Raw genomic sequence first — 22054 nt, 5'->3', positions numbered from 1 at the left:
CAACACATGCTGAGTCAAGGATTCGTGTCTGCCGCGGCGATTGCGGCAAGCGTGCTGTTCATTCTCTCCTTGGGGGGGCTGAGCAATCAGGAGAAGGCCAAGCGGGCGGTGTGGTACGGCATCGTCGGCATGGCCGTGGCGGTATTCTTTACCGCCTTCGGGCCGGGCATCGGTGCCTATTGGGTCATGATCCCGATGATGATCATCGGTGCGGTGGCCGGTGCCTACGTGGCGAAGAAGGTCGACATGACCGAGATGCCGCAATTGGTGGCGGCACTGCACAGCTTTGTCGGCCTGGCGGCGGTGTTCGTGGCCTGGAGCGCCGACCTCGAGCGGCGGCGTGTGCTGGCGGCTCGTGCGCTGGGTGCGGGCGCCGAGGAGTTCTCGGCCTTCGCCGCCCTGGTCGCCACCAAGGCACCCGACGAGCTGATGTTCCTGCAGATCGAGGTGGTACTTGGCGTCTTCATCGGGGCGGTAACCTTCACCGGTTCGGTGATCGCCTTCGGCAAGTTGGCCGGCAAGGTGGATGGCAAGCCGAAGCAGCTGCCCGGCGGGCACTTGCTCAACGCCGGTGCCGCGGCACTGTCGCTGCTGCTGGCCATCCTCTACCTCAACGGAGCGGGTTTCTGGACACTGCTGCTCATCGCCGCGCTGGCTTTCTTCATCGGCTATCACCTGATCATGGGCATCGGCGGTGCCGACATGCCGGTGGTGGTGTCGATGCTCAACAGCTATTCGGGCTGGGCGGCGGCGGCCATCGGCTTCACGCTCTCAAACGACCTGCTGATCGTCACCGGCGCCCTGGTGGGCTCGTCGGGTGCCATCCTCTCGTACATCATGTGCAAGGCGATGAACCGTAACTTCGTCAGCGTCATTCTCGGCGGTTTCGGTGGCAGCCAGGGACCAGCGGCCGAGATCGAGGGCGAACAGGTGGCCATCGATGCCGGTGGCGTGGCCAGCGCACTCAACGACGCCGACAGCGTGATCATCGTGCCGGGCTACGGCATGGCCGTGGCCCAGGCCCAGAACGCCGTGAGCGAACTGGTGCGCAAGCTGCGTGCCGCAGGCAAGCAGGTGCGCTTCGGCATCCACCCGGTAGCCGGTCGCTTGCCCGGCCACATGAACGTCCTGCTGGCCGAGGCCAAGGTGCCCTACGACATCGTGCTGGAGATGGATGAGATCAACGACGACTTTGCCAGCACCGACGTGGTGATCGTCATCGGCTCCAACGATATCGTCAATCCCGCGGCCCAGGAGGATCCCAACAGCCCCATCGCCGGCATGCCGGTGCTCAAGGTGTGGGAAGCCAAGCAGGTCTTCGTCTGCAAGCGCGGCCAGGGAACCGGCTATTCCGGGATCGAGAACCCGCTGTTCTTCAAGGAGAACACGCGCATGTTCTACGGCGACGCCCGGACCAGCATCGATTCGCTGCTGTCGCAGATCGACTGATGCTCGCCAGCTAGTCGTTCCGCTGCGAGTGACGAGAGGTGCCCCCGGAAGGGGGCATTTTTCGTTACACTCTTGACGGTTTCTCCAGTTTCATCGACCGATTCGCGGGGCAGACATGTCAGACGATCCCATGCGGGTAGCAGTACTGGGTGGCGGCAGCTTCGGCACCGCGCTTGCCAGCATCGCCGCGGATAACGGCGCCCGGGTGTGCCAATGGCTGCGGGACCCCGCACTGGCGGCGCAGATCAACCGTGAGCATCGCAACCCGCGTTATTTGCCGGACTACGCCATCAACCCGGCGGTACGTGCCTCGAGCGACATGCAGGCGGTGCTTGCAGGGGCCGAGCTGGTGCTGGTGGCGATTCCCTCCAAGGCCTTCGGTGACGTGGTCCGCCAGGCACGTCCCTGGCTCGAGCCGCAGCAGATCCTCGTCAGCACCACCAAGGGAATCCAGGAGGAGGGGTTCAAGTTGATGAGCCAGCTCCTCCAGGAGGAGACGGGCTTTAGCCACATCGGCGTCATTTCCGGGCCCAACCTGGCCACCGAGATCGCCCAGAAACAGCTCACCGCCACCGTCGTCGCCAGCGACGACGCATTGACGCGCACCCGAGTCCAGCAGGCGCTTGGCTGCGACTATTTTCGCGTCTATGCGAGCAATGACCGCTACGGCGTCGAGCTGGGCGGTGCGCTCAAGAACATCTACGCCATTGCGGCCGGCATGGCCGCGGCGCTGGGCATGGGCGAGAACACGCGCAGCATGCTGATGACCCGGGCGCTGGCGGAAATGGGTCGCTTCGCCGTGAGCCTGGGGGCCAACCCCATGACCTTTCTGGGGCTTGCCGGGGTGGGCGACCTGATCGTGACGTGCTCATCCCAGCTGTCACGAAACTATCGGGTCGGCTACGCCCTGGGCCAGGGCAAGGGCCTCGACGAGGCGGTCGAGGCGCTGGGCCAGGTGGCGGAGGGGGTCAACACGATCCGCCTGGTACGCGACAAGGCCCGGGCGGAGGGCGTCTACATGCCGTTGGCCGAGGGACTCTACCAGGTGCTTTTCGAAGGGGTGCCGGCTCGTGAGATGGCTCGCATGCTGATGCGCGGCGAGCAGAGCAGCGACGTGGAGTTCGTGCTGTCGCGAGAAGACGTGCAACAGGCCCATCGGCGGGTCGAGGCGGGCGAGGGCAAGCCATGAACGGCCGGCTCTTGATCATGCGCCATGGCGAGGCGGCCCCGGGACACCCCGACAGCGAACGCATGCTGACTGCCCGCGGCCATGCCGAGGCCGAGCGCATGGCCGACTGGCTTGGTCACCAGGCGTTGGTAGGAGCTCGGCTCTATGCGAGTCCCTTCGTGCGTGCGCGCCAGACGGCCTCGCCCGTGGCCGAGGCACTGGGCGTCGAACCCGAGGTATTGCCTATCATCACGCCGGACGACTCGCCGGTTGCGGTCTGCGACTGGCTGCTGGCCAATGCCGATGGCGCCGCGCCTACCGTATTGGTGAGCCACATGCCACTGGTGGGCCTGCTCACCGAGCTGCTGGTGGAAGGCCGGGCTCAGCGCGGGCTCGCCTTTGCGACCGCCGCCGTGGCCGAGCTCGAGAGCGCGGTCTGGGCCGCGGGATGCGCCAGGCTGCTACGCTTTACCGCACCACACGACATCCGCTGAGGAAAGGGACTTCATCATGAACTTCATCGTCAACAATCGCGTTGTCGTCAAGCCGGGCTTTGAAGAGGCGTTCGAGGCTCGCTTCCGGGTCCGTGCCGGCGAGATCGGCAAGCAGCCCGGTTTCGTCGCCATGCGCGTGCTGCGCCCGGTAGGGCACCAGGCCCCCTTCGTGGTGGAAACCGAATGGGAAAGCCAGGAGGCGTTTCGTGCCTGGCTGGACAGCGAGGACTTCAAGCGTGCCCATGCCAACCCCATGCCCAAGGAGGCGGTCGGCGAGGGCGGCGGGCTGGAGCAGTTCGAAGTGATTGTACGCACTCACGCTTGACCTGCTGCCGGCCTAGACCCAGCCGATCGCCTTGAGGGCGAACACCCCCAGCGTAATGGTCAGGCTGGCTATCAAGGTGGTCAGCGCGATGATATTGGCCGCGAGCGCGGCATTGCCGCCCATCGCCTTGACCATGACAAAGCTGGCGGCCGCCGTGGGGCTGGCGAAAAAAAGGAATAGCACGCCGAGTTCGCGCCCCTCGAAGCCGACCAGCCGGGCGGCGAGCGTGGCGCCGAGCGGCAGGGTCACCATCTTCATCAGGCTGGCGCCGGTGGCAAGCCCGCCCGACGCCTTGATCGAGCCCAGCGACAGGGTGGCGCCGATGCAGATCAGCGCCAGCGGCAGGGTCAGGGAGGCGAAGTACTGCCCGGAAGTCATCAGCCAGCCGGGCAGACGAAGCTCCAGGGCAGCGACCGGTACGGCGGCGACTACGGACAGGATCAGCGGGTTGCGGGCGATGTGCTTGGCGATGCTGCGCCAATTGGCATTCCGATTCTGCTGATACCTGGCCAGGACGATGACCGAGAAGGCATTGTAGGTAAGAATCACGACACCGAGCAGCAGCCCGCCGGCGGAGAGCCCGTAGTCGCCGTACATGCCGGCGGCCAGCGCCAGGCCGACGATGCCGCAGTTGCCGCGAAAGGCTCCCTGCACGTAGACCCCTCGGTCGGCGTAGGGGACGCGCAGGAGGGCCCAGCCCCAGGCGAGCAGGAAGCTGGCCAGGGTGGCCAGGGCGAAGAAGCCGAGCAGGCTCGGATTGAGCGTGGCGTCCAGGTCGGCCTTGATGATGCTGAGAAAGATCAGCGTCGGCATGGTGGCCTTGAAGACCAGGCTCGAAGCGGTGGCGATGAAGGCTTGGTCGATCCAGCCCAGGCGCTTGAGGCCCAGGCCGACGAAGACCATGGCAAAGACGGGTAGGGTAATTTCCAGGGTGGCGAAAAAGAGTTCGTACAGGCCCATGTCAGCGTGCCAACCACAAGCCGACGATGACGGCGGCGATCACGGTGATCCAGAACAGGCGGTTGCGCACGCGCGTGTCGCGCCGGGGGTGGGGGGGACGAGGCATGGCTGACTCCAGAATAAAGCGGACGACATGGGCCGGAGGTCGACTTGGCGAGATAGAGTAAACCCGTTAGCCTGCTATCGCCACCGGCAGCCTGCCTGCTCCGACACTGGATTCCTTCATGAAAGAACGTAGCCCCCTACAGCGACCGCGACTGGTCTTCGCCCACGCCAACGGTTTTCCCGGCATGAGCTACCGTAGCCTGCTCGCCCCGCTGCATGACAGCTTCGACATCCATCCGGTCGACCGGCTCGGGCACCACCCCGACTATCCGGTGGGGGCCAACTGGCTGGCGCTGCGCGACGAACTGCTCGAGCACGTCATCGATGCCGATGGTCCGGTCATTGGCGTGGGCCACTCCATGGGCGGTGTGCTCATGGCCATGGCCGCGGAGCACGCCCCGCAGCGTTTTCGCTGCGTCGTGATGCTCGACCCACCGCTGATGCTGGGCCTGGATGCCTGGAGCATGAAGGTCGCCAAGCGCTTTGGCTTCGTCGACCGCGTCACGCCGGCGGGCAAGAGCAAGGGTAGGCGTGTGGCCTGGCCCGACCGCGATGCCATGGCCAATCACCTGCGACGCCGGGGACTGTTCCGGCGCTTTACGCCCGATGCCCTGCACGACTATGTCGAAGGCGGGACCCGTCTGCGCGACGATGGCAGCGCCGAGCTGATCTACGACCCGAGCGTCGAGACCGAGATCTTTCGTAACCTGCCCGATCACCTGACCCGCCTGCCGCGGCGATTGAAGATTCCCTTCGGCGTCATTGCAGGCAGCGACTCCGACCTGATCACGCCCAAGCGGCGCCGTCGCCTGGCGGCTCACGGCATCCCGCTTGCCCTGGTGCCGGGCACCCATATGTTTCCCATGGAGCATCCCGTCGAGACTCGCCAGGCCCTGCAGGCCATGCTCGATGACCTGCTGGAGGATGCGGCATGAGCGAAACGCAAGCGCTGTCCCTGGCCGGGGGGCGCCTGGCGGCGCTTGCCTGGGGCGAACCGGCTGCGCCCACCTGGCTGGCGCTGCATGGCTGGCTGGACAATGCCGCCAGCTTCAGCCGGCTGGCGCCGCTGCTGGTCGAACACCTCGGCATTCGCATTGTTGCCCTGGACTTTGCCGGACATGGTCATTCAACGCATCGCGAGGGCGACTATGCCCTGTGGGACTATTGCCACGACCTGCTGGACGCCGCCGACGAACTGGGCCTGGAGCGGGCCTCGCTGCTGGCCCACTCCATGGGCGCGGGGGTGGCCTGCCTGACCGCGGCGGCACTGCCCGAGCGCGTCGAACAGCTCGTGCTGCTCGATGGCCTGGGGGCCGTGACAACGGTGGCCGAGGAGAGTGCCGATCAGCTACGCAAGGGATTGCAAGCCGCCCGCCGCCCGCGCTCGGGGGCGCCGCGCTATCCTGACAGCGTGACTGCCGTGGCGGCCCGCGTGGCCGGCGGGGTAACGCCGATCGACGCCGAGACGGCAACGCCGCTGGTCGAGCGCAACCTGGCACGCGAGGCGGACGGACGCGTGCGGCTGCGCACCGACGGCCGGTTGCTATGGCCTTCTCCCGTGCGGCTGAGCCCCGAGCAGGCGTTGGCATTACTGGGCGCGATTCGTGCACCGACATTGCTGATCGAGGGAGAGAGAGGCATTCTTGGCGAGCGCGACATGGCCAGGGCAGCGCGGGCGGCGGTGCCACATCTGAAGCGAAAGGTGCTGCCGGGCGGTCATCATCTGCATCTGGAGCCAAGCGTGGTTTCCAGCGTAGCGTCAGCGATCGTGGAGTGGTCGGAGCAAGCGCGCCGGGTGTGAGTGGGGAGAGTGTAATGAGCAGCAGGCAGGCGGTGGAATTGGGTAAGCGCGTGGCGTTGACCCTGGGCAGCGGCGGGGCGCGCGGGTATGCGCATATCGGCGTGATCGAGGTGCTGGAAGCGCGGGGCTACGAGATTGTCGCCATCTCGGGTTGCTCGATGGGCTCGGTCATTGCCGGCGTGCATGCCGCGGGGCAGCTCGAGGCCTACCGCGACTGGGTCTGCCAGCTCGACTATTTCGACGTGCTGAAGCTGGTCGACGTCACCTTTAGCCCGATGGGCGCCATGCGTGGCAACAAGGTGATGAGCAAGCTCGAGGAATTGATCGGCGACATCCTGATCGAGGACCTGCCGATTCCTCTCACCACGGTGGCCACCGACCTGGTGCGCCAGCGCGAGGTATGGTTCCAGGCGGGGCCGCTTCTGCGTGCCATCCGCGCCTCCATCGCCATTCCCGGCGTCATCACACCGGTGCACATCGGCGAGAGTACCCTGGTCGACGGCGGACTGCTCAATCCCTTGCCGATCACGCCGACCGTTTCGGCTCATGCCGACATGGTGCTGGCCGTCAACGTGACGGCCCACAGCGCTCGGCCGGTTTCGCTCGAGGATCTTCTGCCCCCCGGGGAACAGGAGGAAGCCGAAGACGAGGCGGAAGCCGCCGCGCGCAAGTGGATGGACGTCCGCGGCGCGACGCGGTGGCTGTTCGATGGCTTCGGCGGACCCGAAGCCAGTGAAACGGTCGGCAAGGCGGGGCGCTCGGCCAGCGGCCGGCGGGCCTGGGGCCGGCTGGACATGATCCTGGCCTCGTTTGATATCACCCAAGCCTCGCTGGCCAAGTACAAGGTGGCGGGCTACCCGCCCGATGTGCTGATCGAAGTTCCCAAGACGGTGTGCGGCGCCTTCGAGTTCCATCGTGCCGAAGCGCTGATTCGCCTGGGACGCCATTTGACCATGGAGGCACTGGATCGCTACGAGGGGCGTAGCCACTCGGGTAACGGGGGCGGTGCGGGTATTATCGTCGAGCCGCCACAGATGCCGGCCGACCGCGAGTCGAGTGGCGACTAGAAGGCTTGCCCACGGCGCCGCAGCAACACGTAGACGGCCCCGGTACCGCCGTCGACCTCACGGGCTGAGCAGAAGGCCAGCACCGTGGGCCACTCCCGCAGCCAGGCGTTGACGTGACTCTTGATCACCGGATAGTCCGCCGTACTGCCCCAGGCCTTGCCATGTACCACCAGTACGCAGCGCATGCGGTTGCCGACGGCTTCCTTGAGGAAGCTTTCCAGCTCCAGGCGTGCCTCGTCGAGGCTGTAGCCATGCAGGTCGAGGCCCGCCTCCCAGGCGATCTGGCCACGCTTCAACTGGCTGCGCGTGCGAAAGGGCAGGTCGGGCAGGGCGAAGTCGAGGAATTCTGAGGGGCGCACCGGTTCGACGCGACCGTCACTGGTGCGGCTGGCAGTGTCGTGGGTATCCGCTGCTACGGCGGCGGCGCGCCGCTCTGCCGCCGCCGGGTCCCGGCGACTGGGCCGTCCCGGATCGGCGCGGTTGACGGCAATGCGGCGTACGCCGGCTTCGCGCAGTGCCCGGCGAAAGGCATTCGTGTCGTCATCATCATCGTCGGGTGGGCGGCGTTGGCTCATGGGGGCTCGCGTGGTGTCGTCGAGCGGCCAGTATAGCCGCCTGAGCGTGGCTGTGAACCGCCTGCCGCCGCGGGTACAATCGAGCCATCGATCCTAAACGACCTGCAGGACCCTTCGTGCCCAACTCTTCCACCGTTTCCCGCTCGACCCTGACCCTGGACGACGAGGCGCTGTGCCGCGACCTCGTCACGCTGCGCGACTATCTGCGCTGGGCCGCCAGCGAGTTCCACCTGGCCGGGCTATTCCACGGCCACGGCACCGACTCGCCTTGGGACGAGGCCGTGGCGCTGACACTCGGCGCACTGCACCTACCCTGGAACGTCGACCCGGCGGTGCTCGAGGCGCGGCTGCTGCCCATGGAGCGGGCGCGCATCGTCGGCCTGGTGCGGGAGCGTATCGTCACGCGCCGGCCCCTGCCTTATCTGCTGGGCGAGGCGTTCTTCGCCGGCTTCCCCTTCGACGTCGACGAGCGCGTGCTGATCCCACGTTCTCCCATAGCCGAGCTGGTCGAGACCGGCTTTGCCGCCTGGTTCCCCGAGGAACCGCCTAGGCGTGTGCTGGATCTCTGCGCCGGCTCAGGCTGCATCGGCATCGCCACTGCGCTCCATCTGCCCACCAGCCAGGTGGATCTGTCCGACCTCAGCGCCGATGCCCTGGCCGTCGCGAAGCGGAACATCCAGCGACATGACGTGGGGGTGCGGGTGCGTGCGGTACTTTCCGACCTGTTCGAGGGGCTGGCGGGGCAGCGTTATGACCTGATCGTCTCCAACCCGCCCTACGTGGATGCCCGCGATCTCGCCACCATGCCGGCGGAATACCGCCACGAGCCGGAGTTGGCCCTGGCCGCCGGTGCCGATGGGCTCGACATCGTACGGCGTATCCTGCGCGAGGCGCGCGACCACCTCACCGAGAACGGCGTGTTGATCGTCGAGGTCGGCAACTCCGATCATCACCTCGAGGCGGCCTTCCCGGACGTCCCCTTCCTGTGGCTCGACTTCGAGCGCGGCGGTCAGGGAGTGTTCGCCCTCACTGCCGAGGAACTCGACGCCCATGCGGCGTCCTTCGCCTGATCCAACACTCAAGATATCGGGAGGCACGCCCATGTCCGGCAACACTTTCGGCAAGCTGTTCACCGTCACCACCTTCGGCGAGAGCCACGGCCCGGCGCTGGGCGCCATCGTCGACGGTTGTCCACCGGGGCTACCGCTCAGCGAAGAGGATTTGCAGCACGACCTGGATCGGCGTCGCCCCGGCACCTCGCGACATACCACTCAGCGACGTGAGCCCGATCGCGTGCGCATTCTTTCCGGCGTGTTCGAGGGCATGACCACCGGCACTGCGATCGGCCTTCTCATCGAGAACACCGATCAGCGCTCCAAGGATTACGGCAACATCCAGGACCGGTTCCGGCCCGCCCACGCCGACTATACCTATCACCATAAGTACGGCATTCGCGACTACCGCGGTGGCGGACGGTCCAGCGCCCGCGAAACCGCCATGCGGGTGGCCGCAGGCGCCATTGCCAAGAAGTACCTGGCCAGTCAAGGCATCAAGGTACGCGGCTACATGAGTCAGCTCGGCCCATTGGAGATCGCTTTCAAGCAATGGGAAGCGGTCGACGACAATCCCTTCTTCTGCCCCGACCCCGAGCGCGTGCCCGAGCTCGAGGCCTTCATGGATGAGCTGCGTCGCGAACAGGATTCGGTGGGGGCGAGGATTACCGTCGTGGCCGAAGGATTGCCGCCCGGGCTCGGCGAGCCGGTATTCGACCGCCTGGATGCCGAACTGGCCCACGGCCTGATGAGCATCAATGCCGTGAAAGGCGTGGAGATCGGCGACGGCTTCGCCGCGGTAGCAAGTCGAGGTAGCGAGCATCGCGACGAGATGACTCCCGAAGGCTTTCTTTCCAATCATGCCGGCGGCGTGCTCGGCGGCATCTCATCCGGGCAGCCCTTGATCGCCCACCTGGCGCTCAAGCCCACTTCCAGCATCACGCTACCTGGGCGGAGCATCGACGTGGCAGGCAATCCGGTAGAAGTGGTGACCAAAGGACGTCACGACCCTTGCGTTGGCATCCGCGCCACGCCGATCGCCGAGGCGATGATGGCATTGACGTTGATGGACCATCTGTTGCGGCATCGGGCACAAAATGTCGATGTACGGGTCGAGACGCCGGTGCTGCGTTGAGCCGGTTAGGGGTTGCGTCTGGCGCCGGGTTGCTACACTGACAAAGACACTGGAGCAGAGTGAAGCCATGAAGATTAACGTCGAGTTCGACCTGACGCCCGAGGAGTTCCGCCGCTCTTTGGGCCTGCCCGACGTCGAAGCCTTCCAGCAGGAGCTGTTGAACCGGATCCAGAAGCAGATGGAATCCGGTGTGGAAGGCTACGATCCCATGAGCCTGATGAAACCCTTCCTGCAGCCAGGGTTCCAACAGGATATGAGCCAGGGGCTTTCCCAAGGGCTGGCCAGTTTCGGCACCTATCAGCAGATGATGCTCGACATGCTGCGCCAGGCCGGCAACTCCATGGGCAAGTCGGCTCGCGAGCCGGCCGAAACCAGCGAGGCGAAGGCTGAGCCTCAAGGCAAGGCCGAGCCGCAGGGTAGGGCCGGGGCGGCTAGTGCACGCTCTCGTTCTCGACGCTCGGAGTAGATGACGCCACGAGGAGGGCCGCCGACCTCTGCCGCAGTGGAAGGGTATTGCAGCGAAGCCCCGCGCAGGCTACGCTTTGTGCGGTGCAGCATAGGTGCCGCGCCACGTCGTGCGCGCATACCCACGGCGATATCAGTCGGCGCTGGGAAGTCGCCAGATGGCGATAGCCAAGCGTAGTTCTGGCGCTGACCCGCATGTTTCGGTCCACAGGAGGTTACCCCATGCAGGACAAGATGCTCGACGAATTCAATCAGCAGACGCGGCGTTTCTTCGAACCGATGCGCAAGCTCAATTCGCTGATGCTCGGCAATATGGAAAAGATGACCGAGTATCAGCTCGAGGCGTTGAAGCGCTACAGCCAGATGGGTACCGAGCGCATGCGCAGCGCTTCGGAATTACGCGATGCCCAGGACATTCAGAACTTCGGGGCGCAGCAAGTCGAGATGATGAGCGAACTCTCGCGCCAGATGATGGAGGACGCCCAGGCCCTCGGCGAGATGAGCCAACAGTTTCGTAGCGAACTCGAGAGGCTGTTCGGAGAAGTCAGCCAGGAGTTGACCGACCAGGCCCAGCAGTCCCAGAAGGCCCAGCCGGCCGAGGCGGATGCCAAGCCGACCGCATCGACCAAGTCTGATGCCCCTGCCAAGGCCAGCAGCCAGGCGTCACGCAAGAGTTGAAGCGTTAGGTCGCCTGAGCTGGGAGGCGAAGCCGCCTTCTTGGAACCTCCGGTGGGTTTCTTGAAGGCGGCTGCAGCTATCCCGTCGTCATCGGATCGCAGGGTCCGCAACAGGCCGAGAACAGGAGTGGACTATGCAGTCAGGGGATGCGGTTACCTCCCAGGTCGAACTGGAGGAGTGGAAAGAACAGCTTCAGGAAATGGGCGAGCATTACCAGGCATTACTGCAGGAGCTGCTCCGGCGCATGGTGCCTGACGCGGCTGCGGACTCGATCCAGACCGACATGCGGGAAGCCTTCCAGGCGGGGGTTGAGTCGTTGATGCGCAACCCCCAGCTGCTGTGGCAGACACAAGCGCGCCTGATCCAGGATCAGTACCAGCTGTGGCAACAGAGCCTGCAGGCCCTGTCAGGCAATCTGGATGAACCGCTGGTCTCGCCTTCCAAGGGCGATCGACGCTTCAAGGACGAGGCCTGGCATCAGGAGCCGTTCTACCGCGCCATCATGCAGCAGTACCTGCTGTTCTCCGAAGCGGTCGAGGAGCTGATCGGGCAGCTCGACGGCCTGCCCGAGCGGCAAAAGCGCAACTTGGCGTTCTATGCCCGGCAGTTGGTCAATGCCATGGCACCGACCAATTTTGCCACCACCAATCCCGAGGTGATGCGCCGTACCTTGGAAACCAAGGGCCAGAATCTCATCGAGGGGCTTGCCCAGCTGCGCCGCGACCTGACCAATTCGGCCGACGGCCTCAACGTGGCCATGACCGACCGCAGTGCCTTCGAGATAGGGCGCAACATTGCCGTGACGCCGGGCTACGTGGTCTACGAGAACGAGCTGATTCAGCTGATACAGTACACCCCGACCACGGACACGGTATTCAAGACTCCGCTGCTGATCGTGCCGCCATGGATCAACAAGTACTACATCCTCGACTTGCGCCAGGACAACTCCTTCGTCAAGTGGCTGGTGGACCAGGGGCATACCGTGTTCCTGATTTCCTGGCGCAACCCGGGGCCCGAGCAGCGCGACCTGACCTGGGCCGACTACATGCAGCTGGGGCCGATCGCCGCCATGGAAGCCATCGAGCAGGCCTGCGGAGAGAAGTCCGTCAACCTGGTCAGCTACTGTATCGGCGGTACCCTGGCGGCCTCCACCGTGGCCTATCTCACCAGCACCCGGCGCGGGCGCAAGGTAAAATCCGCCACCTACCTTGCCACGCTTCAGGATTTCCGCGACCCCGGCGAGCTTGGCGTACTGCTCAGCGAGCCGATCCTGCAGGGCATCGAGGCAAGGATGGAGCAGGACGGTTATCTGGACGGCCGCTCCATGGCCTACACCTTCAACCTGCTGCGCGAGAACGACCTGTTCTGGTCCTTCTTCGTCAATAACTATCTGAAGGGCGAAAACCCGGCGGCGTTCGACCTGCTCTACTGGAATACCGACGGTACCAACCTGCCCGCGAGCACCCATGGCTGGTATCTGCGCCACATGTATCTGGAAAACAAGCTGGTGGAGCCTGGCGGTATCGAATTGGATGGAGTCAAGATCGACCTGCGCAAGGTCTCGACACCGAGCTACTTCGTCTCCACCCGCGACGACCACATCGCCAAGTGGAACAGCACCTACTACGGTGCACTGCTGCCCAAGGGGCCGGTGACGTTCGTGCTGGGGGGGTCGGGCCATATCGCCGGCATCGTCAACCCGCCTTCGCGCAACAAGTACGGTTACTGGACCAACGACACGCTGCCGGAGGACCACGAGACCTGGCTGGAAGGAGCCGAGCATCACGAGGGCTCCTGGTGGCCGCACTGGCAGCAGTGGATGACCGAGGGCGGCTATGCCGACACCGGCAAGATGGTGCCGGCACGCCAGCCGGGCGAGGGTGAGCTCAAGCTGCTAGAGGAAGCGCCCGGTCGCTACGTGCGCATGACGATACCGGAGGTGCTGGGCGAGGCGTCAGCGAACGACGACTGAATCTTGCCGCTTGGAAACCGACGAGGCCCGCTTGCGCGGGCCTCGTTGCGTTGGGCTGTACATCGTTTCACAACTTCCGCTGCAGCAGGCGAAGGCCCGGCAGTAACAGCAATGCGCTGAGCAGCCAGACGGGCCAGCTGCCGGTGCGAGTGAACGGCGTCAAGCCCTGCATGGGCACGGCCTCGGCGAGCAGTGTCACGGTTTCGAACTGAGGTGCCCGGGCCACGGTTCGTCCCTGAGGGTCGATTACCGCGGTGACGCCATTGTTGGTGGCGCGTACCACATAGCGGCCATTCTCCAGGGCGCGCAGCCGTGCCATCTGAAGGTGCTGTAGCGGTCCGATCGACTCGCCGAACCAAGTATCGTTGGATACCGTCAGCAACAGCTCGGCCTCCCGGGCGCGCTCGGCCACCAGGTCGGCGTAGATAATTTCGTAGCAGATCGCATTGCCGATCGACGTACCGACGGCACGGATCGCCGACTGGCCCGAAGGGCCTGGCGTCATGGCCGGCATCGGTAGATCGAAGAAGGCGATGGTGCCGCGCAACCAACGTTCCAACGGCAGGTATTCGCCGAAAGGCACCAGGTGCTGCTTGCGATACTCGCCCTCGGCGTTGCCCAGTCCGATCACGCTGTTGTAGTAGAGCCCGTCCCCCTCGCGCTGGAGGATGCCTGTCACCAGGGCACTGCCCGGGGCCATATGGGCCTGGGCTCTGGCCAATACCGGCTCGGCGTCCTCCGCGAACATGGGCAGCGCCGCTTCGGGCCAGACGATGAGGTCGGCTTCATCCGCGTGCTCGCGAGTCATCTCCAGGTAGGTATTGGCGGCGGTACGCTGGCCTTCCGGGGTCCACTTGATCAGCTGATCCAGGTTGCCTTGCAGCAGCGCGACGCGCAGCGGCTCGCCGGCGGGCTCGGTCCATTGCGTGGGCAGGGCCAGGGGCGCGAGCCAGAGCGCGGCGACCGGCATGGCCGCCCACCAGCGACGACGCAGAAACTCCACGCCCAGGGTGCCGGAGAGCGCGACGATCAGCGACAGCAGGTAGACCCCGCCGATGGGCGCCCAGGAGGCGAGAGGAGAGTCGACGTGCGAACTGCCCAGCAGCAGCCAGGGAAAGCCCGTGAACAACCAGGTTCGCAGCCACTCACCCAGCACCCAGGCGCCGGCGAAGGTGAGGAAGGCCAGGCGCGGGCCGCACACCAAGCGGTAGAGCCATAGCGTCGCGGCGATGAACAGCGCCAGGGCGCAGACGAACAGAGCGGTCAGGAACAGGGCCAACGGTACGCCGGTGTAACCGTAGTCGTGTATCGAGACGTAGACCCAGGAGGCGCCGGAGCCAAACAGGCCGAGGCCGTAGCACCAGCCCAGCAGGGCGGCCTGGCGCGGGCGCAACGGCAGTTGAGCCCAGTAGACGAGACCGACGGCCAGGGGGCCCAGCCACCACAGCCCGTAGGGCGATGCAGTGAGGGTGGTCAGCACGCCTGCGACCAGCGCCGCCAGGTAGCCGAGCGCCGGGAGGGGAGGGGAGAGTGTCATGACGTGTCGATTCCTGAGCAAGCCGTCGTTCAGTCCTGGGCCAGTGTCGATTCGTCCTGCATGACGGCCTCGAGCAGGCGTATGCGGCGATTGTCGGCATTGAGCACGGTAAAGCGCCAGCCCCCCAGTTCGGTATGCTCGCCGCGTCCGGGCAGATGGCCGAAGCGCTGCATGACCAGCCCCCCCACGGTATCGAACTCGTCGTCGGAGAAGCGCGTGCCGAAGCGTTCGTTGAAATCTTCGATGGGCGTCAGGGCACGAATGGCGTAGCGGCCATCACCCAGCTCGCGTATGTCGTCGTCCTCGTCGGTGTCGTGTTCGTCCTCGATGTCGCCGACGATCTGTTCCAGGATGTCCTCGATGGTGACGATGCCGGCGGTACCGCCATACTCGTCGACCACGACCGCCATGTGGTTGTGCGTGTCGCGAAACTCCTTGAGCAGGCTGTTGAGGCGCTTGGATTCCGGCACGAACATGGCGGGGCGCAGCACGTCCTCGAGCCGAAAACGTTCGCGCTCCTCGGCGGGGCGGTTGAGCAATTGGAGCAGGTCCTTGACCAGCAGCAGCCCCTTGACCTCGTCGAGGTTTTCGCCGATGACCGGGTAGCGGGAGTGGCCGGTTTCGTTGATCAGGGCCAGGTATTCCTCGGCGGGCTGGTCGACGGCGATGGCGGCGACCTGCGAGCGGGGGATCAGGACCTCACGCACCTGCTGATCGCTGATCTGCAGGGCGCCCTCGATGATCATCATGGCGTCCTGATCCAGCTTGAGTCGGGTGGCCGCCTCGCGCAGGAACGCCATCAGCTCTTCGCGTGAGCTGGGACCTTCACTGTCCCCCGAGAGGGCGCCGAGCAGCTTGTCGAGCCAAGACCTTCCGCCTTGGCCGGTCGTTCGGTCGTCACTCATCGAATGCGTCTCTCGTCCTTGCTGTCGTCTTGTTGTTCGTCGCCCGGGGGCGGTGCATAGGGATCGGCAATGGCGAAGCCGGCCAGGATCTCGCGCTCGAGCCGCTCCATCGCCTCAGCCTCGCACGCGTCGAGATGATCGTGGCCCAGTAGATGAAGCATGCCGTGTATCACCAGGTGGGCGTAGTGATCCTTCCGCGACTTGCCCTGCTCGGAGGCCTCTTGCAGCACTACCGGATGACACAGCACCAGATCGCCCAGAAGCGGCAGTTCGACGCCTGGGGGCGCCTCGAAGGGAAAGGAGAGCACATTGGTGGGCTTGTCGCGACCGCGGTAATCGCGATTGAGCGCCTGGCCTTCCTCTCCGTCGACGAAGCGAATGGTGACCTCGTGGCGCGCCTCGTGCTCGAAGCGGGTCAGGACTGCCCCCACCCAGGCTTCCAGCTCGCTCTGTCCCGGCAGGTCTTCCCCGGAAACGGCAAGCTGGCGGTCGACGATCGGTGCGGGGCTCATCGCTCGCCGTCGTCCCTGTTGCGGGCACGTTCCAGGCGCAGCGCTTCACGCTCGCGTTCGCGTGCCTCACGTCGAGCGCGTTCCTGCACTTCCTGTTCGGCCTCGAAGCTCTCGTAGGCCTCGATGATTCGCTGTACCAGCGGGTGGCGTACCACGTCCTTGGCAGCGAAGTGAGTCACACCGATGCCGGCGGTACCCCGCAGTACCTCGAGCACCTGGATGAGTCCGGAACTCTGGCCTCGCGGCAGGTCGACCTGGGTCACGTCGCCGGTAATCACCGCCGTGGAACCGAAACCGATGCGGGTCAGGAACATCTTCATCTGCTCGCGCGTGGTGTTCTGGCTCTCGTCGAGAATGATGAAGGCATTGTTCAGGGTGCGGCCCCGCATGTAGGCCAGCGGGGCGATCTCGATCACCTGGCGCTCGATCAGCTTGCCGACCTGCTCGAAGCCGAGCATTTCGTAGAGGGCGTCGTAGAGCGGTCGCAGGTAGGGGTCGATCTTCTGCGCCAGATCGCCGGGCAGGAAGCCGAGCTTCTCGCCGGCTTCCACCGCGGGGCGCACCAGCAGGATGCGGCGCACCTCCTGCTGGTTGAGCGCTTCCACCGCCGCGGCCACGGCCAGGTACGTCTTGCCGGTACCGGCCGGGCCAATACCGAAGTTGATGTCGTGCTGGCGAATGCTCGACACGTAATTCTGCTGATTCTGGCCGCGTGGCTTGATCAATACCTTGGGTGTGCGCAGCAGGATCTCGCCGTCGCCCGGGCCCTCTTCCTCATCGAGCGCCTCGCGCCCCGACTCCTGCAGGAACAGATGCACCGTGTCGGGGGTGAGCTCACTGGCTTCGGCCTCGCGGTAGAGATGTTCCAGTACGTTCGCCGCAGCCTTGACCCGGTGGCCGGGACCGGCCAGCTGAAACACGTTGCCACGATTGCGCAGGGTAACGCCGAGACGCGACTCGACCAGTTTGAGATGTTCGTCGCGCTGACCGCATAGGTTGGCGAGACGCTGTGGGTCATTGGGCTCGAGGCTCAATGTGATGATGCGGTTGGCCTGTGAGGCGTTTTCACTCAAGGTGGAAAAATCCCTGCGTTGCGTGTATTGGACCCAGCTTACTGCCCTGTCTTCCGGCAGGGCAATCCTTTCGCAAGATGAGCGCCCAAGCCCGCTCTAGCAGCAGGGTCGCTCCCTGCGGTCAGTGTAGCGCTGGCGAGGCCAGTTCGCCGCGAAGTGAATTGGGCAGTGCCTCGGTAATCGTCACGTCGACAAAAAAACCGATCAACTCGGTGGGGTTGGCGGCGCGAAAGTTCACCACGCGATTGTTCTCGGTACGACCCGATAACTGCCCAGGGTCCTTGGGCGAAAAGCCGCTCACCAGTATGCGCTGGGTAGTGCCCACCATGCGCCGCGAGATCTGCATGGCCTGTTGGTTGATGCGCGCCTGCAGGATGGCTAGCCGCTGCTTCTTGACACTTTCGTCGGTGTCGTCGGGCAGTGCGGCGGCCGGTGTCCCGGGCCGGGCCGAATAGACGAAGCTGAAGGAGTGGTCGAAGCCGATGCGATGGATGAGGTCCATGGTCGCCTCGAAATCCTCTTCCGTTTCGCCGGGGAAGCCGACGATGAAATCGGAGGAGAAGCTGATGTCGGGGCGCAGGGCGCGAATCCGCTCCATCTTGTCGACATACTCCGCGACGCTGTGGCCACGCTTCATGGCGGCGAGAATACGGTCGGAACCGGCCTGTACCGGAAGGTGCAGGTGGCTGACCAGTTCGGGGATCTCGCCATAGGCCTCGACCAGACTGTCGGAAAATTCCACCGGATGAGACGTGGTGAAGCGAATCCGGTCGATGCCCTCCACCGCCGCCACGCAGGCGATCAGTTCGGCCAGATCGATCTCGTCCCCAAGCTGGTTGCGGCCGCGGTAGGCATTGACGTTCTGACCCAGCAGGTTGATCTCGCGCACGCCCTGGTCGGCCAGATGAATCACTTCATCCATTACTGCCTCGAAGGGGCGTGAGACTTCCTCGCCGCGCGTGTAGGGCACGACACAGAAGGTGCAGTACTTCGAGCACCCCTCCATTACCGAAACGAAGGCGGTAGCGCCGTCGGAACTCGGCTTGGGCAAATGATCGAACTTTTCGATCTCGGGGAAGGTGACATCGACCACCGAGATCTGGTCCTGGCGGCGGGCGTCGAGCATCGCCGGCACGCGGTGCAGGGTCTGGGGACCGAAGACCATGTCGACATAAGGCGCACGCTTGCGCAGGGCCTCGCCTTCTTGGCTGGCCACGCAGCCGCCGACACCGATCACCAGGTCCGGGTTGGTTTCCTTGAGTTTCTTCCACCGGCCGAGCTGATGGAATACCTTTTCCTGGGCCTTTTCGCGAATCGAGCAGGTATTGAGCAGGATGACGTCGGCTTCGCCTTCGTCGTCGGTCAATTCGAGCTGGTGCGATTCGCCGAGCAGGTCCGCCATGCGGGCGGAATCGTACTCGTTCATCTGGCAGCCGTGGGTCTTGATGAAGAGTTTCTTCGCCATAAGAATCGAAGGTCGGTTATCCGACGCGTGCGTCACCGGTGAGTGGAGTGTCGCGGGAATGGGCTTCGCAAAGCCGTTCTCGAAGGTGGCAGCATTATACGTAAGCACGTCCGATGGGGCCAGTAGGGGCATCTCGACCCCACGCGACTATGGTACGCTTGCGCCTTGGCAGGCCCCACAGCAGGGCTCGAAGCGTAACCGAACGTTGAGGACAGACGGCCATATGGCGGCCAAACCGATCTACCGGGTGGTATTTCACCAGCAGGGTGAAATCTGGGAACTCTACGCCAGGGAAATCTACCAGAGCGAACTTTGGGGCTTCATCGAGGTCGAGGAATTCGTCTTCGAGGATGGTTCGAAGCTGGTGGTGGATCCCTCGGCCGACCGCCTGCGACACACCTTTGACGGCGTCAAGCGCAGTTACCTGCCGTTGAACGCCATCGTGCGTATCGACGAGGTGGAGCGCGAAGGGCCGGCAAGGGCGGTCAAGAGCGAAGGGCGCGTGGCGGAATTTCCTCGCGGCCCCATGCCGCCGCCTCGTAGCGAGCGCTGAGTGGCAGCCGATTCCGCTAGGCGCGATCTGTGCCGCTCATGAAACGACCCGTGACGCTCGAGCCAGTACCGGAGCGCCTTTACGCGGTCTTTACAGCGTTTTTCCCGGGGCTTATCCACAGCATCTGTGGATAGCCGCTGTACGACATGAGCCACGAAGCGCTGTTTCGACGGTGCCGTGGCCAGGATAGCCAGGACGACGGCATGAAGCATCGAAACAAGTTTTTCTTCGCGGGCGTCGCGCTGGTGCTGGTGGCGTCGCCGCTGCAGGCCCAGCAGGAAGATGGTGCCACTCGCTGGGTTTCCGACGAACTGACCACCTATGTCCGCAGTGGCCCGACCGATGGCTATCGCATCGTCGGCACTCTGACGGCAGGCGAACCGGTCACCCTGCTCGAAACCAGTGGCGACTACAGCCGGGTCGAGAGCGACGCAGGCGATCGGGTGTGGATTCTGAGCAGTGAACTCCAGGAAGAGCCGAGTGCCAGTGACCGGTTGCCGGAGCTGGAAGCACAGGTGGAACAGCTGGAAGCGGAGCTCGATGGCATCAACGAGACATGGGAGGGGCGGGTCTCGGCCATGACCGAGACGCTCGAGGTGCGCGAACAGCGCATTGCCGAGCTGGAGGCCCGCAACCAGGAGCTCGAAAGCGAGGCCGACGGTTCGCGTCGCACCATTCGCCAGCTCCAGGCGCGCCTGGACACTCAGGAGGAAGATCTCCTGATGCGTTATTTCATGTACGGCGGTGGCGTGGCCGGTGCCGGCCTGCTGGTCGGCTTGATCATTCCGCACCTGCCGCGCAAGCGGCGCAAGCGCGACCGCTGGTTCTAGCGCGGGGAGGCTGACATGAGTGAATGGCTCGACCGTTGGCGCGAGGGCCGCATCGGCTTCCATCGCCAGGAAGCGCACCCGGCACTGGTTCGCCACTGGCCCCGGCTTGGCGTGAAGCCGGGAAGCAAGGTGCTGGTGCCGCTATGCGGCAAGAGTCTCGACATGCGCTGGCTGGCGAGCCACGACCACCCGGTGCTCGGCATCGAGCTGGCCCAGGAAGCCATCGAGCAGTTCGTGGCCGAAGGGGTGGGCAGTGTTTCGCGCTACCAGCAGGATCCTTTCGCCATCTGTCGCCAGGGCAGCGTGGAGCTATGGTGCGGGGATTTCTTTCATTTTCACTTCGATCAGGCGGCCGAGATCGGTGCTTTCTACGATCGCGCGGCGCTCATCGCCCTGCCACCCGCCACCCGCCAGCGCTATGCCTTCCACCTGGCCGAGTTGGTACTTCCCGGCGTGCGTGGGCTGTTGGTCACGCTGTCGCGCGCGCCGGGAGACGAGGCGGGAGGGCCACCCTTTCACGTTCCTGCCGAGGAGGTGCACGAGCTGTTCGAGCCCAATTTCCAGATCGTGCACCTCGAGGATGGAGAGCCGCAGATCGAGAGCGGGTTCCGCGAAAGCGTGTGGGCGCTGGTCAGGCGCGGGCCGTCTGTGTGAGTGGGTAGCCAAGGGCCGCCAGCGCGGCCCGGCAGAGCGACTGCCTTAACGTGCCAGCATCCGCGCCAGCTCCGGATCGCTGAAGGCGCGATCCAGGGCGTCACCGATCAGGTCATTGAGCATGCGCGTATTGGCGTCGCGATCGGGACGCACGGCATAGCTCTGGGTGCGCCGCGAGGTGTAGGTGCCGGTATAGGTACTGCCCTGATTGTTGACCTTGACCTCGAGTACGGCTTCCAGGCGGGCTTCGTCGATGACCGGTCGGCTTTCGCCGCGCTCGTAGCCAAGACGCAACAGCGTCACCGTCATGCTGGGGCGTTCGTTGCCGGGCTGGGTAGTGGGCGAGAAACCCATGTCACTCACGGCGCGCTCGGCTTCGCGTTGCAGCTGCGGGACCAGCTCATGGGCGCTGACGGTGATCACGGCGGTGGACATGGCGCTGCCGGTCCGCGTGCCGATCACGTCGCCCTCGCGCTCGTCCGCGGCGGCTACCGTTACCGCCTGCCCGCTACCGGCTTGCGGTACCGAGACGCTACGCTTGGGGTTCAACTGTAGATAGTGGGGGCTGGCGCAGCCAACCAGCAGGACGGTAGCCAACAGGGCGGCAGCGGCACGCAGGGCATGGCGTCGGTTCATTCTCACTCCGGAAATCGTCGGGCGGGGCCAGGCGTGGCCCGGGGTATCGGCGGGGAAGCCGCGACAGAGCCTCGGCTTCGATGACAGGCGCAGTATATCGCCAGTCGCATGGCGGCAACAGCGTTGAGCCATGGCCGAGGGAAGCGGTTACACTACGACTTTCGAGTGAGGAGGCGCTCATGATACGTCCGGCCGTTCCCGAAGATATTCCCCAGCTCGTCGATATCTGGCTGCGCGCCTCGCTGCTGGCTCATGACTTCATTCCGTCAACGTTCTGGCACGAGCGCGCCGACGACATGGCGCGCATCCATCTGCCTGGAGCGGAAACCTATGTGCTCGAGGCAGCCGGCCGCCCCGTGGGCTTTGCCGCTCTCAACGACGACCATCTCGAGGCACTGTTCATCGACCCCGAGGTGCAGAGCTTCGGTCACGGCAGTCAGCTGATGGCGCATGCCATGAGCCAGCGGGAGCGTATCACCCTGTGCGTCTACTCTCGCAACATAAGGGCGGTCTCCTTCTACCGGCGGCTGGGTTTTCGCATCGTCGAGGAGCGCCGTGAACCCCTCAGTGGGGAGAACGAGACGCTGATGGCCTGGTCGCGGCCGCCCCAGGACGCCGGCTGAACCACGCAATCGCCGCTGCC

The 22054-nt window shown here is 64.9% G+C and carries 24 protein-coding genes; 16 read left to right on the top strand and 8 right to left on the bottom strand.

Features of this window, described 5'->3' with window-relative positions; all coding sequences use genetic code 11:
- The first annotated feature begins 6 nt into the window (after nt 1-6).
- The 4 genes from ACOJCM_RS13240 (at nt 7) to ACOJCM_RS13225 (ending at nt 3436) form a co-directional block, all read left to right on the top strand.
- Nucleotides 7-1449: an NAD(P)(+) transhydrogenase (Re/Si-specific) subunit beta gene (locus ACOJCM_RS13240; protein ID WP_445212530.1), complete on the top strand. Its 1443-nt coding sequence runs from the start codon at nt 7-9 to the stop codon at nt 1447-1449.
- A gap of 115 nt (nt 1450-1564) precedes the next feature.
- Entirely contained in the window at nt 1565-2638 is a 1074-nt protein-coding gene (locus ACOJCM_RS13235; RefSeq protein WP_445212529.1) for an NAD(P)H-dependent glycerol-3-phosphate dehydrogenase, read from the top strand.
- Nucleotides 2635-3111 carry a phosphohistidine phosphatase SixA gene (gene sixA / locus ACOJCM_RS13230; RefSeq protein ID WP_445212528.1) on the top strand — a complete coding sequence of 159 codons (477 nt, stop codon included), beginning with the start codon at nt 2635-2637 and terminating at the stop codon, nt 3109-3111. Before ACOJCM_RS13235 ends, sixA begins: the two co-directional genes overlap by 4 nt.
- 16 nt (nt 3112-3127) lie before the next feature.
- Nucleotides 3128-3436 carry an antibiotic biosynthesis monooxygenase family protein gene (locus ACOJCM_RS13225; RefSeq protein ID WP_445212527.1) on the top strand — a complete coding sequence of 103 codons (309 nt, stop codon included), beginning with the start codon at nt 3128-3130 and terminating at the stop codon, nt 3434-3436.
- A gap of 12 nt (nt 3437-3448) precedes the next feature.
- On the opposite strand, the gene ACOJCM_RS13220 is transcribed toward ACOJCM_RS13225, so the two are convergent.
- Nucleotides 3449-4396: an AEC family transporter gene (locus ACOJCM_RS13220; protein WP_445212526.1), complete on the bottom strand. Its 948-nt coding sequence runs from the start codon at nt 4394-4396 to the stop codon at nt 3449-3451.
- 224 nt (nt 4397-4620) lie between these two features.
- Here ACOJCM_RS13220 and ACOJCM_RS13215 point away from each other — a divergent pair, with 224 nt between their 5' ends.
- The 3 genes from ACOJCM_RS13215 to ACOJCM_RS13205 are packed head-to-tail and all read left to right on the top strand — an operon-like array spanning nt 4621 to nt 7369.
- Nucleotides 4621-5436, top strand: a complete 816-nt coding sequence (locus tag ACOJCM_RS13215) for an alpha/beta fold hydrolase (protein ID WP_445212525.1) — start codon at nt 4621-4623, stop codon at nt 5434-5436.
- Nucleotides 5433-6302, top strand: a complete 870-nt coding sequence (locus ACOJCM_RS13210) for an alpha/beta fold hydrolase (RefSeq protein ID WP_445212524.1) — start codon at nt 5433-5435, stop codon at nt 6300-6302. Before ACOJCM_RS13215 ends, ACOJCM_RS13210 begins: the two co-directional genes overlap by 4 nt.
- Nucleotides 6303-6316: 14 nt before the next feature.
- Complete coding sequence (locus ACOJCM_RS13205) at nt 6317-7369, top strand: patatin-like phospholipase family protein (protein ID WP_445212523.1); 1053 nt, start codon at nt 6317-6319, stop codon at nt 7367-7369.
- Here ACOJCM_RS13205 and ACOJCM_RS13200 read toward each other — a convergent pair.
- Entirely contained in the window at nt 7366-7944 is a 579-nt protein-coding gene (locus ACOJCM_RS13200) for a Smr/MutS family protein (protein ID WP_445212522.1), read from the bottom strand. The two genes, ACOJCM_RS13205 and ACOJCM_RS13200, sit on opposite strands and share 4 nt — an antisense overlap.
- A 116-nt stretch (nt 7945-8060) precedes the next feature.
- Here ACOJCM_RS13200 and prmB point away from each other — a divergent pair, with 116 nt between their 5' ends.
- The 5 genes from prmB (at nt 8061) to phaC (ending at nt 13246) form a co-directional block, all read left to right on the top strand.
- Nucleotides 8061-9014, top strand: a complete 954-nt coding sequence (gene prmB, locus ACOJCM_RS13195) for a 50S ribosomal protein L3 N(5)-glutamine methyltransferase (RefSeq protein ID WP_445212521.1) — start codon at nt 8061-8063, stop codon at nt 9012-9014.
- Nucleotides 9015-9045: 31 nt separating this feature from the next.
- A complete protein-coding gene (aroC, locus tag ACOJCM_RS13190) occupies nt 9046-10131 on the top strand; it encodes a chorismate synthase (protein ID WP_445212520.1) in 1086 nt (361 codons plus the stop codon).
- A gap of 67 nt (nt 10132-10198) precedes the next feature.
- Nucleotides 10199-10597 (top strand): DUF6489 family protein, encoded by a 399-nt coding sequence (locus ACOJCM_RS13185; RefSeq protein ID WP_445212519.1) that lies wholly within the window; start codon nt 10199-10201, stop codon nt 10595-10597.
- A 221-nt stretch (nt 10598-10818) separates the two neighbouring features.
- On the top strand, nt 10819-11274 hold the full coding sequence (locus ACOJCM_RS13180; RefSeq protein ID WP_445212518.1) for a phasin family protein: 456 nt from the start codon (nt 10819-10821) through the stop codon (nt 11272-11274).
- A gap of 133 nt (nt 11275-11407) precedes the next feature.
- Entirely contained in the window at nt 11408-13246 is a 1839-nt protein-coding gene (gene phaC / locus ACOJCM_RS13175) for a class I poly(R)-hydroxyalkanoic acid synthase (RefSeq protein ID WP_445212517.1), read from the top strand.
- 67 nt (nt 13247-13313) lie between these two features.
- Here phaC and lnt read toward each other — a convergent pair whose 3' ends face one another.
- The 5 genes from lnt to miaB all read right to left on the bottom strand — a co-directional run bounded on the left by lnt (nt 13314) and on the right by miaB (nt 18738).
- On the bottom strand, nt 13314-14783 hold the full coding sequence (gene lnt / locus ACOJCM_RS13170; protein ID WP_445212516.1) for an apolipoprotein N-acyltransferase: 1470 nt from the start codon (nt 14781-14783) through the stop codon (nt 13314-13316).
- Nucleotides 14784-14812: 29 nt separating this feature from the next.
- Nucleotides 14813-15688 (bottom strand): HlyC/CorC family transporter, encoded by an 876-nt coding sequence (locus tag ACOJCM_RS13165; RefSeq protein ID WP_445212515.1) that lies wholly within the window; start codon nt 15686-15688, stop codon nt 14813-14815.
- Nucleotides 15685-16200 carry an rRNA maturation RNase YbeY gene (gene ybeY, locus ACOJCM_RS13160; protein ID WP_445212514.1) on the bottom strand — a complete coding sequence of 172 codons (516 nt, stop codon included), beginning with the start codon at nt 16198-16200 and terminating at the stop codon, nt 15685-15687. Before ybeY ends, ACOJCM_RS13165 begins: the two co-directional genes overlap by 4 nt.
- Nucleotides 16197-17273, bottom strand: a complete 1077-nt coding sequence (locus tag ACOJCM_RS13155) for a PhoH family protein (protein WP_445212513.1) — start codon at nt 17271-17273, stop codon at nt 16197-16199. Before ACOJCM_RS13155 ends, ybeY begins: the two co-directional genes overlap by 4 nt.
- Before the next feature lie 121 nt (nt 17274-17394).
- The gene (miaB, locus tag ACOJCM_RS13150) at nt 17395-18738 is read right to left on the bottom strand and encodes a tRNA (N6-isopentenyl adenosine(37)-C2)-methylthiotransferase MiaB (protein WP_445212512.1); all 1344 of its coding nucleotides are present in this window, start codon (nt 18736-18738) and stop codon (nt 17395-17397) included.
- Nucleotides 18739-18961: 223 nt separating this feature from the next.
- Between miaB and ACOJCM_RS13145 the strand changes: the two genes are divergently transcribed.
- The 3 genes from ACOJCM_RS13145 to ACOJCM_RS13135 all read left to right on the top strand — a co-directional run bounded on the left by ACOJCM_RS13145 (nt 18962) and on the right by ACOJCM_RS13135 (nt 20775).
- Nucleotides 18962-19291 carry a DUF1820 family protein gene (locus tag ACOJCM_RS13145; RefSeq protein WP_445212511.1) on the top strand — a complete coding sequence of 110 codons (330 nt, stop codon included), beginning with the start codon at nt 18962-18964 and terminating at the stop codon, nt 19289-19291.
- A gap of 203 nt (nt 19292-19494) precedes the next feature.
- Entirely contained in the window at nt 19495-20121 is a 627-nt protein-coding gene (locus tag ACOJCM_RS13140; protein WP_445212510.1) for a TIGR04211 family SH3 domain-containing protein, read from the top strand.
- 15 nt (nt 20122-20136) lie between these two features.
- Entirely contained in the window at nt 20137-20775 is a 639-nt protein-coding gene (locus tag ACOJCM_RS13135) for a thiopurine S-methyltransferase (RefSeq protein ID WP_445212509.1), read from the top strand.
- Between the two features lie 45 nt (nt 20776-20820).
- Here the strand turns inward: ACOJCM_RS13135 and ACOJCM_RS13130 are convergent, their stop codons facing one another.
- Complete coding sequence (locus ACOJCM_RS13130) at nt 20821-21411, bottom strand: YajG family lipoprotein (RefSeq protein ID WP_445212508.1); 591 nt, start codon at nt 21409-21411, stop codon at nt 20821-20823.
- Nucleotides 21412-21590: 179 nt separating this feature from the next.
- Between ACOJCM_RS13130 and ACOJCM_RS13125 the strand changes: the two genes are divergently transcribed.
- The gene (locus ACOJCM_RS13125) at nt 21591-22034 is read left to right on the top strand and encodes a GNAT family N-acetyltransferase (protein WP_445212507.1); all 444 of its coding nucleotides are present in this window, start codon (nt 21591-21593) and stop codon (nt 22032-22034) included.
- Nucleotides 22035-22054: the final 20 nt, after the last annotated feature.

This window comes from Billgrantia hypersalina, from assembly GCF_052584175.1.
This window is presented reverse-complemented; position numbering and strand designations above follow the sequence as displayed.

Excerpts from the sequence above, each read along its gene's own strand:
- ACOJCM_RS13220 (WP_445212526.1), bottom strand. The coding sequence starts at position 4,396 with ATGGGCCTGTACGAACTCTTTTTCGCCACCCTGGAAATTACCCTACCC.
- ybeY (WP_445212514.1), bottom strand. The coding sequence starts at position 16,200 with ATGAGCCCCGCACCGATCGTCGACCGCCAGCTTGCCGTTTCCGGGGAA.
- ACOJCM_RS13135 (WP_445212509.1), top strand. The coding sequence starts at position 20,137 with ATGAGTGAATGGCTCGACCGTTGGCGCGAGGGCCGCATCGGCTTCCAT.
- ACOJCM_RS13225 (WP_445212527.1), top strand. The coding sequence starts at position 3,128 with ATGAACTTCATCGTCAACAATCGCGTTGTCGTCAAGCCGGGCTTTGAA.
- ACOJCM_RS13130 (WP_445212508.1), bottom strand. The coding sequence starts at position 21,411 with ATGAACCGACGCCATGCCCTGCGTGCCGCTGCCGCCCTGTTGGCTACC.
- ACOJCM_RS13210 (WP_445212524.1), top strand. The coding sequence starts at position 5,433 with ATGAGCGAAACGCAAGCGCTGTCCCTGGCCGGGGGGCGCCTGGCGGCG.
- ACOJCM_RS13140 (WP_445212510.1), top strand. The coding sequence starts at position 19,495 with ATGAAGCATCGAAACAAGTTTTTCTTCGCGGGCGTCGCGCTGGTGCTG.
- ACOJCM_RS13235 (WP_445212529.1), top strand. The coding sequence starts at position 1,565 with ATGTCAGACGATCCCATGCGGGTAGCAGTACTGGGTGGCGGCAGCTTC.
- miaB (WP_445212512.1), bottom strand. The coding sequence starts at position 18,738 with ATGGCGAAGAAACTCTTCATCAAGACCCACGGCTGCCAGATGAACGAG.
- ACOJCM_RS13215 (WP_445212525.1), top strand. The coding sequence starts at position 4,621 with ATGAAAGAACGTAGCCCCCTACAGCGACCGCGACTGGTCTTCGCCCAC.
- ACOJCM_RS13180 (WP_445212518.1), top strand. The coding sequence starts at position 10,819 with ATGCAGGACAAGATGCTCGACGAATTCAATCAGCAGACGCGGCGTTTC.
- ACOJCM_RS13125 (WP_445212507.1), top strand. The coding sequence starts at position 21,591 with ATGATACGTCCGGCCGTTCCCGAAGATATTCCCCAGCTCGTCGATATC.
- lnt (WP_445212516.1), bottom strand. The coding sequence starts at position 14,783 with ATGACACTCTCCCCTCCCCTCCCGGCGCTCGGCTACCTGGCGGCGCTG.
- ACOJCM_RS13200 (WP_445212522.1), bottom strand. The coding sequence starts at position 7,944 with ATGAGCCAACGCCGCCCACCCGACGATGATGATGACGACACGAATGCC.
- ACOJCM_RS13240 (WP_445212530.1), top strand. The coding sequence starts at position 7 with ATGCTGAGTCAAGGATTCGTGTCTGCCGCGGCGATTGCGGCAAGCGTG.
- ACOJCM_RS13205 (WP_445212523.1), top strand. The coding sequence starts at position 6,317 with ATGAGCAGCAGGCAGGCGGTGGAATTGGGTAAGCGCGTGGCGTTGACC.
- aroC (WP_445212520.1), top strand. The coding sequence starts at position 9,046 with ATGTCCGGCAACACTTTCGGCAAGCTGTTCACCGTCACCACCTTCGGC.
- phaC (WP_445212517.1), top strand. The coding sequence starts at position 11,408 with ATGCAGTCAGGGGATGCGGTTACCTCCCAGGTCGAACTGGAGGAGTGG.
- ACOJCM_RS13165 (WP_445212515.1), bottom strand. The coding sequence starts at position 15,688 with ATGAGTGACGACCGAACGACCGGCCAAGGCGGAAGGTCTTGGCTCGAC.
- ACOJCM_RS13145 (WP_445212511.1), top strand. The coding sequence starts at position 18,962 with ATGGCGGCCAAACCGATCTACCGGGTGGTATTTCACCAGCAGGGTGAA.
- ACOJCM_RS13185 (WP_445212519.1), top strand. The coding sequence starts at position 10,199 with ATGAAGATTAACGTCGAGTTCGACCTGACGCCCGAGGAGTTCCGCCGC.
- sixA (WP_445212528.1), top strand. The coding sequence starts at position 2,635 with ATGAACGGCCGGCTCTTGATCATGCGCCATGGCGAGGCGGCCCCGGGA.